Below are 8,413 nucleotides of genomic sequence, written 5' to 3'. Positions count from 1 at the left end.
AAATCAATTTTCTATTGACAAAAAACGGATTTTTACGTGATTTATTGAAATTGCAAAGTGAACGAAAAACACCTTTAGAAAAAAAATACAATTTGCTGAAAACGATTTTAGAATCAGATGGTTATTTTCCTTTAAAAATTGAAGCTATTTATCAAATTAGAAATGAATCTTTCGATAAAGTTTCGGAGTTGTTTACAATTGCTATAAAATCTAATGATGTTGCTATTCGTAAAGCTGTTGCTGAAACAATTTCTAAAGTTCCTTTATCTTTTAAAGCGGAGTATGAAACATTATTAAATGATAAATCTTACGATACAAAGCAAGCAGCGTTTGTAACTTTATGGAAAAATTTCCCAGAAGATCATGCGAAATATCTGGATATTGCTAAAAATTGGCAAGGTAGAAACGATAAAGAATTAAGAATATTTTACTTAACTGCGTGCATAAGTTATGCCGATGTTCACGACCAAGATGATCAAATGGCGTCAATTAACGCATTAAAAGCTGTGAGTGAGTTAAAAAATTATACTTCACCAAGTTATGAGAGTTCGGTTCGTCAAAACGCATTAGATAGTTTTCTTGCACTTTATCCTGAGAATACAGAAGTACTTAAAAACTTAGTAAACGCTACAACTCATCACAAATGGCAGTTTACCAAATATGCCAGAGACAAAATTAGAGCATTGATAAAAGATGAAAAATATTATAATCTGTTTGAAAATTTACTTCCAAGTTTACCCGATAATGAACAGTTTCAATTAAAACGTTTGCTTTCGAAATAGTTGAGTTTATTTATTTTACAAAAAATCTTTGACTTCGGTTTTCAAATAACTCAAGGCAATAGTTGTTGCAGATTCTCCTTCTAATAAATTGCTTAAAATTGCCTCTCTTAGTTTATCAGAATTTGCAATATCAACACTCATTGTAGTTTTTCTAATGTTCTGAATGATAGTATTTTTAGCTGTCGAAATCATTAACCAACATTCGTCAGAAACATAAATTTGTTGTGTCAAATTGTGCTCGTATTCTTGTTCAATATGCTGAATTAATAAATGCTGATAATGTACTTTATCATCGCTTAAAGGTGCCACTCTGATTAATAATTTTGCTGGATTAATTCGTTCAAGAAGTAAAGCCAATCGTTCATAAGCTTGCAATTTTAAAGGTAAAGCCTGTTTCTGATTTTCTTTTAGCAAATTTAATCGTCTTCTTTTCTCATCACTTTCGGTAAATGTTTGAAACGAATAATACGCCACAGCGCCAGTAATTAAAGCTGGTAACGTGTAAAAAGCCAATTCAATTATTTTATCAGTATTCATTTTTTAAACTATTTTTTAGATTCTTTAATTTGTTGACAAATATAATAGAATAAACCATAAAAATATATTGCAATTCAAATGTAGTAAACGTAAATTTGAACTTTATTATATTCTATGCAACAATACATCAGTCAACTTAACGAAGCGCAACAAAAACCTGTTTTACAAAAAGATGGACCAATGATTATTATCGCTGGTGCTGGATCGGGAAAAACACGTGTGTTAACTATACGAATTGCTTATTTAATGAGCTTAGGAGTTGATTCTTTCAATATTTTGGCACTTACATTTACCAATAAAGCGGCACGTGAAATGAAGAAACGTATTTCCGATATCGTTGGAAGTAACGAAGCCAAAAACCTTTGGATGGGAACTTTTCACTCTGTTTTTGCTCGAATTTTGAGAAGTGAAGCCGATAAACTTGGATTTCCTTCCAATTTTACTATTTATGATACTCAAGATTCGGTTCGATTAATTTCTGCCATCATTAAAGAAATGCAATTGGATAAGGACGTTTATAAACCAAAACAGGTTTTAAGCCGAATTTCATCCTATAAAAATTCGCTAATTACGGTAAAAGCCTACATGAATAATCCTGAATTACAGGAGCAAGACGCAATGTCTAAAAAACCTCGATTAGGAGAAATTTATGCCAATTATGTAGATCGATGTTTCAAAGCTGGAGCCATGGATTTTGACGATTTACTTTTGAAAACCAATGAATTACTGAATCGTTTTCCAGATGTTTTAGCCAAATATCAAGATCGATTTCGTTACATTATGGTGGATGAGTACCAAGATACTAATCATTCGCAATACTTGATTGTTAGAGCTTTGTCGGATAGATTTCAGAATATTTGTGTCGTTGGTGATGATGCTCAAAGTATTTACGCCTTTCGTGGTGCCAACATCAACAACATTTTAAATTTCCAAAAAGATTACGATAATGTTCAGACTTATCGATTGGAACAAAATTACCGTTCTACAAAAAATATTGTGGAAGCAGCCAATTCGATTATTGATAAAAATAAAACCAAATTAGACAAAGTAGTTTGGACAGCCAATGATTATGGCGCAAAAATAAAAGTCCATCGCAGTTTAACCGATGGAGAAGAAGGCCGATTTGTAGCCAGCGAAATATTCGAACAAAAAATGCGAAACCAAATGATGAACGGTCAGTTTGCCATTTTGTATCGTACCAATGCGCAATCGCGTGCAATGGAAGATGCGTTGCGAAAACGTGATATTCCGTATAGAATTTATGGCGGCTTGTCGTTCTATCAACGTAAAGAGATTAAAGATGTACTTTGTTATTTGAGATTAGTTATCAATCCGAAAGACGAAGAAGCGCTGATTCGTGTTATCAATTATCCAGCTCGTGGAATTGGCGATACAACTGTCGAAAAGCTTACTGTTGCGGCCAATCATTACAAACGTTCCATATTTGAAGTGATGGAACATATCGATAAAATTGATTTAAAATTAAACTCAGGAACCAAAGCCAAGTTGCAAGATTTTGTGACAATGATTAAAAGTTTTCAGGTAATTAATGAAAATCACGATGCGTTTTATTTGACAGATCATGTGACTAAAAAAACAGGATTAGTTCAAGAATTAAAGAAAGACGGAACTCCAGAAGGTATCGCTCGAATAGAAAATATTGAAGTTCTAATGGGCGGAATCAAGGATTTCATTGAAGGTCAACGAGAAATTGATGGTGCTCGTGGCGCGTTATCCGAATTTATGGAAGACGTAGCTTTGGCAACCGATTTAGATAAAGATACTGGCGATGACGATCGTGTGGCTTTGATGACCATTCACTTGGCAAAAGGATTGGAATTTCCTTATGTTTTTGTAGTCGGATTGGAAGAAGATTTGTTTCCGAGTGCTATGAGTTTGAATACCCGAAGCGATTTAGAAGAAGAACGTCGTTTGTTTTACGTCGCCTTAACTCGTGCCGAACATCAAGCGTATTTAACTTATGCGCAATCAAGATATCGTTGGGGAAAACTTACCGATAGCGAACCATCACGATTTATAGAAGAAATTACTGGAGAATATTTGGAGTACATCAATCCGAGTGATAATGGTGGTTATCGATACAAACCGATGATGGATATTGATATTTTTGGAGATGTTGATAAATCTAAATTGCGATTGGCAAAACCAGTTGGAGGAACACCACCAAAAAGATATGGTGACGAACCAGTTTCCTCATCAAATATTCGTAAATTGAAACCTGTTGGAAACAATGCTAGTAATGAATCTGGTCCAAATCTATTCGATAACAAACTCACAGCAGGAAATATTGTAATGCACGAACGCTTTGGAAAAGGTGAAGTTATTAATCTTGAAGGAGTTGGCGCTGATAAAAAGGCCGAAATCAAATTTGAAGTTGGCGGAATTAAGAAATTGTTGTTGCGATTTGCGAAACTAGATGTAATCGGATAAGAATAAAGAAAATAGATGATAGAGAAAAGACTTTTAAAAAAAATAAATAGTATTCAAAACTATCAAATTATTGGAGGTTTTTTAGGTTTGTTAATAACCTCATATTTGCTTTTCACATCAAATTTATCAAAGTACCTTAATCTAATGGGTTTGATAACAATGGTTTTACCATTTATTTTTTTTGGATTATGCATTTATTCAGGATATTTGTTGAAGAAGAAAAACTATAGTAAAGGTTTTAATTTAGTTTTAACTACGTTGTTTTTACAAGTTGTTGCATTTGAAATAGGAGATTTATTTTATTCATCTGTAAATGGAATTGGAATAAAATTGACTTTGAATTTGATGAAAGATTCTATTGTAGGATTTGATTTTCATCCATCACATTTTTTATTTCAATTAAAATCAAATGACGATTATTTGATTTTTAAATTTAATATTGTAGCAATCTTGATGTTGTTTTATGTTACAAATCTAATGCAGGAAATAAAAAACTTTAAAAAATAAACATGAGTCAATTTATAAAAATATACGAAGACAAACCCAACGAGGCTGCTATTAAAAAAGTGGTTGAAGTGTTGCGCAATGGTGGTTTGGTAATTTATCCAACCGATACTGTTTACGGATTGGGTTGTGATATTACCAATACAAAAGCGCTTGAACGAATTGCAAAAATTAAAGGAATCAAACTTGAAAAAGCCAATTTTTCCTTCATTTGTAGTGATTTGAGTAATATTTCAGATTATGTGAAGCAAATTGACACATCAACTTTTAAATTGCTAAAACGCGCTTTACCCGGACCATATACTTTTATTTTACCAGGAAATAACGATTTGCCGAAAGAATTTAGAAAGAAAAAAACGGTCGGAATTCGTGTTCCCGATAACAATATTGCCATTGAAATTGTTCGAATGTTGGGTAATCCAATTGTATCAACTTCCATTCATGATGACGACGAAGTTTTAGAATATTCTACCGATCCCGAATTGATTTTTGAAAAATGGCAAAACCTAGTCGATATGGTGATCGATGGTGGTTATGGCGATAATGTTGGTTCTACAATCATCGATTTATCGGGTCATGAGCCAGAAATTATTAGAGAAGGAAAAGGAAGTTTAGATATTTTATAAATGTTTGATGAAGCGAATACTACTACTTTTTTTACTTTTAACTTTATCAAATTCTTTTTCTCAAGTAGTAAAAGGAAGAGTTTTTGATGAAAATAAACAGCCGCTTCCTGGTGCCAATATTTATTTTGATGGAACTACAATTGCAACTATTTCAGATGAAAACGGAAATTTCACTTTAAGTTATGGTTCGAAATTGAATAGTATTTTAGCAATCAGTTTCATTGGATATCAAACGCAATTTTTAAATAATTTTAATTCCGATAAAGAGCTAATTATTTACTTGAAAATTGCTACTAATTCGTTAAACGAGGTCGTTATTAAAAAAGACAGATTTAGTAGGAAGCAAAAATTGCAACTTTTTAGAGAACAATTTCTTGGTAGAACTGCAACAGCTAAAAAAGCAAAAATCTTGAACGAAGACGATATTTATTTCGATTATGATGAAGCAACCAAAACTTTAAAAGCATATTCTGATAAACCATTACTTATTAAAAACGATTTATTGGGATATAAAATTACTTATGAATTAGTAGATTTTGAAGCCAATTTTTATCAATTAAGTATTGAATCTGTGCATGTCGAACGTTGTTTTTATGCTGGATTAACGCGCTTTGAAGAAGTAAATTCAGATAAAAAAATTATCAAGCTACGTGAAGAATGTTACAAAGGTTCGCAATTGCATTTTTTTAGAACTATAGCAAGCAAAAGCTGGGAAAAAGAGAATTTTAGATTGTATGTTGGGCGACTGCCTGTAAATCCATTACAGCATTTTTTGATAACAAATGATAAAGGAAACACAAAAGTTCAAGTTAAAAAACAAACGCAACAGTTAACTAAATCGGTTGCTATTTTTAGTGTTTTATATAATGAAAAATTGCAATCGAAGATGATACTTGAAACCGAAAGTTTTTACATCGACAAGTATGGCATCAATTCTAATATTGAAGATATAGTTTTCTCTGGATACATGTCCGATCAAAAAGTAGGCGAGATGTTGCCTGTTAATTATGGGATTGAGTAAAAAATAAACGCCTCGATTTCTCAAGGCGTTTTATATTTAAAATCTAATATCTAAAATTTAATATTAGTTTACTGTTTCTTCATTTCTTTTTCAATCATTTCGTAGAATTCGTCAATTTTTGGTAAAACAACAATTCTAGTTCTTCTATTTGTAGCTCTGTTTTCGGCAGTTTTATTGTCAACTAACGGTACAAATTCTCCACGTCCAGCAGCGATTAATTGTGATGGTTTTACACCTAATTCTTTAGTTAAAACTCTAATAATTGCAGTAGAACGTTTCACACTTAAATCCCAGTTGTCAAGCAATACAGCGTTTCCTGTGAATGGAACATTATCAGTATGACCTTCAACCATGCACTCAAATGTAGGTTTGTCATTTACAACTTTAGCCACTTTAGCTAAGACTTCTTTTGCTCTGTCGCTTACTACATAACTTCCGCTTTTGAAAAGTAATTTATCTGCTATAGAAATAAATACAACTCCTTTTTCTACGTTAATTTCAATATCTGGATCAGAAATTCCAACCGAACTTTTTAAACTCGTTACCAATGCTAAGGTTACACTGTCTTTTTTAGTTAGAGCATCTTGCATTCTAGAGATTTTCAAGTCTTTTTCTTTGATAGTTTCTAATGCTTTCTCAATATTTTGAGCACCTTTTGTAGACAAAATAGTCATGTCTTTAGAAGCGCTAATCAAATCTGAATTATTCTTTTTCAAATATTCATTTTGTTGACTCAAAGCCTCTTTTTCTGATAAACATAAATTTAATTTAACAGTTGTAGAATTCAATAAGTCTTGACATTCTTTGTTTTTTTGCTCTAATGCTGCAATTTTCTTTTTTGTACCGCACGATGTTAAAGTCAATGCAGCCAACGAACATATTAAAATTACTTTTCTCATATTATTTATTTTTGATTTTACAAAATTACGATTAAATGACTGTAATAACGATGTATTACCCTAAAGTATTGTTAACTTTTACTCAAATACTTTGCCATTTTTAACAAAATAGCGGTGAACAATGCTTTTTGTGTGATAGTAAATTTGCTTTTGAACAGTATTTCGTTTCTTTAAGTTTCTAGAAATCAATTCAAAAAAAGAATAATGTGCTTTTACAATTGCAAAACAATGTTTGAATTTTCCTTTAACAATAAATTGCACTCCGGCAATTCCGTCCAATACTAATCGAATGAAAATTATTTTGAACAATTGATTTTTTGGTAAATTCTTCAACAACATTAGTAAAGAGTTTCTAAAATTTAAAAAAGTTTTCCTTGGATTTCCTTCGTTTAAAGTTGCTCCACCAACATGATAAACCACAGATTTATAGGTGTATTTTGCTTTATATCCCAAATTAAAAGCACGCCAACATAAATCAATCTCTTCTTGATGAGCAAAAAAGTCTCCATCAAATCCGTTTAATTTTCTGTAAACTTCTTTTCTAACAAAAAAGCAGGCACCAGTTGCCCAAAATATTTCGCGTTCATCATCATATTGATTTAAATCTTTCTCGATTGTATTAAAAACTCGACCACGACAAAAAGGATAACCATATTTATCAATAAATCCACCAGCTGCGCCAGCATATTCAAATAATTCTTTGTTTTTGAAATCTAAAATCTTGGGCTGAATTATAGCAATTTCTTTCTCATTTTCAAATGTGGATAGGATAGGAGTAAGCCAATTTGCAGTAACTTCAACATCTGAATTTAGCAAACAATAATAGTCTTCTTCAACGTTTTTTAATGCCACATTATACCCATTTGCAAAACCATAGTTGGAATCGTTTTGTATAATTTTAACCGAAGGAAATTTCGATTTCACCACTTCAATTGAAGTATCTGTTGATGCATTATCGGCTACATAAATTGTTGCTTCATCAGAAAATGAAACTACCGATGGTAAAAATTGCTCTAACAATTTGGCACCATTCCAATTCAAAATTACAACAGCTATTTTTTTGTTTATCATTTATTTATAGGCTAAAATCGGGTAATTGTTCTAAGAAAACGTACTTCTCATTTTCAAAATCCATTTCGCAAAAGTAATGATTTAGTCCGTTAGTAACCATCAAGTATTTCGCTTTTAATGTAAGATTGTACCGTGCAATTTGATCAAAAGTTTGTTGCGTGATTTTAACTTCTGGAGCTTTACATTCTACCAATAAAAAAAGAGCACCATTAGGCTGAAAAACAACTAAATCATAGCGTTTAGTTAAATCATTAATCTTTATTAACTTTTCAACATTAATATACGATTTTGGATATTTTTTTTCTTGTAAAAGATACTGAGTTACATGCTGACGAACCCATTCTTCGGGTGTGAGAATTATAAATTTTTTCCTAATTTCATCGAAGATAGCTACTTTATTTTCACTATTTTTGAACCGAAACGTAAATGTTGGAAAATTGAGTTTTTGCATTAGACAAAAGTATAAAATAAGTTTAAAGTTTTCTTTTTTCAAATCTGAAATCTGAAATCTAATATCTGAAA

At 31.5% G+C, this 8,413-nt stretch carries 8 protein-coding genes and 1 pseudogene; 5 read left to right on the top strand and 4 right to left on the bottom strand.

What is annotated here, in order from left to right:
* A pseudogene (locus DIU01_RS05340) lies at positions 1-782 on the top strand (M1 family peptidase); the annotation flags it as partial.
* 15 nt (positions 783-797) lie between these two features.
* On the opposite strand, the gene DIU01_RS05335 reads toward DIU01_RS05340, so the two are convergent.
* The gene (locus tag DIU01_RS05335) at positions 798-1,319 is read right to left on the bottom strand and encodes a hypothetical protein (protein ID WP_290832217.1); all 522 of its coding nucleotides are present in this window, start codon (positions 1,317-1,319) and stop codon (positions 798-800) included.
* Between the two features lie 114 nt (positions 1,320-1,433).
* On the opposite strand from DIU01_RS05335, the gene DIU01_RS05330 reads away from it, so the two are divergent.
* The 4 genes from DIU01_RS05330 to DIU01_RS05315 are packed head-to-tail and all read left to right on the top strand — an operon-like array spanning position 1,434 to position 5,921.
* Positions 1,434-3,770, top strand: coding sequence for an ATP-dependent helicase (locus tag DIU01_RS05330; RefSeq protein ID WP_290832216.1), 2,337 nt, complete (start codon positions 1,434-1,436; stop codon positions 3,768-3,770).
* 15 nt (positions 3,771-3,785) lie between these two features.
* Positions 3,786-4,277: a hypothetical protein gene (locus tag DIU01_RS05325; RefSeq protein ID WP_290832214.1), complete on the top strand. Its 492-nt coding sequence runs from the start codon at positions 3,786-3,788 to the stop codon at positions 4,275-4,277.
* A gap of 2 nt (positions 4,278-4,279) precedes the next feature.
* Complete coding sequence (locus DIU01_RS05320) at positions 4,280-4,900, top strand: L-threonylcarbamoyladenylate synthase (protein WP_290832212.1); 621 nt, start codon at positions 4,280-4,282, stop codon at positions 4,898-4,900.
* Between the two features lie 7 nt (positions 4,901-4,907).
* Complete coding sequence (locus tag DIU01_RS05315; RefSeq protein WP_290832210.1) at positions 4,908-5,921, top strand: carboxypeptidase-like regulatory domain-containing protein; 1,014 nt, start codon at positions 4,908-4,910, stop codon at positions 5,919-5,921.
* Positions 5,922-5,989: 68 nt separating this feature from the next.
* Here the strand turns inward: DIU01_RS05315 and DIU01_RS05310 are convergent, their stop codons facing one another.
* The 3 genes from DIU01_RS05310 to DIU01_RS05300 form a co-directional block, all read right to left on the bottom strand.
* Positions 5,990-6,820: an OmpA family protein gene (locus DIU01_RS05310; protein ID WP_290832208.1), complete on the bottom strand. Its 831-nt coding sequence runs from the start codon at positions 6,818-6,820 to the stop codon at positions 5,990-5,992.
* 78 nt (positions 6,821-6,898) lie between these two features.
* A complete protein-coding gene (locus DIU01_RS05305; protein WP_290832206.1) occupies positions 6,899-7,891 on the bottom strand; it encodes a glycosyltransferase family 2 protein in 993 nt (330 codons plus the stop codon).
* A gap of 4 nt (positions 7,892-7,895) precedes the next feature.
* Complete coding sequence (locus DIU01_RS05300) at positions 7,896-8,342, bottom strand: type I restriction enzyme HsdR N-terminal domain-containing protein (protein WP_290832235.1); 447 nt, start codon at positions 8,340-8,342, stop codon at positions 7,896-7,898.
* Positions 8,343-8,413: the final 71 nt, after the last annotated feature.

The organism is Flavobacterium sp., assembly GCF_003525665.1.
Lineage (GTDB): Bacteria > Bacteroidota > Bacteroidia > Flavobacteriales > Flavobacteriaceae > Flavobacterium.
Note: the sequence above shows the minus strand (reverse complement) of the source record. Positions and strands in the feature narration are given on the sequence as shown.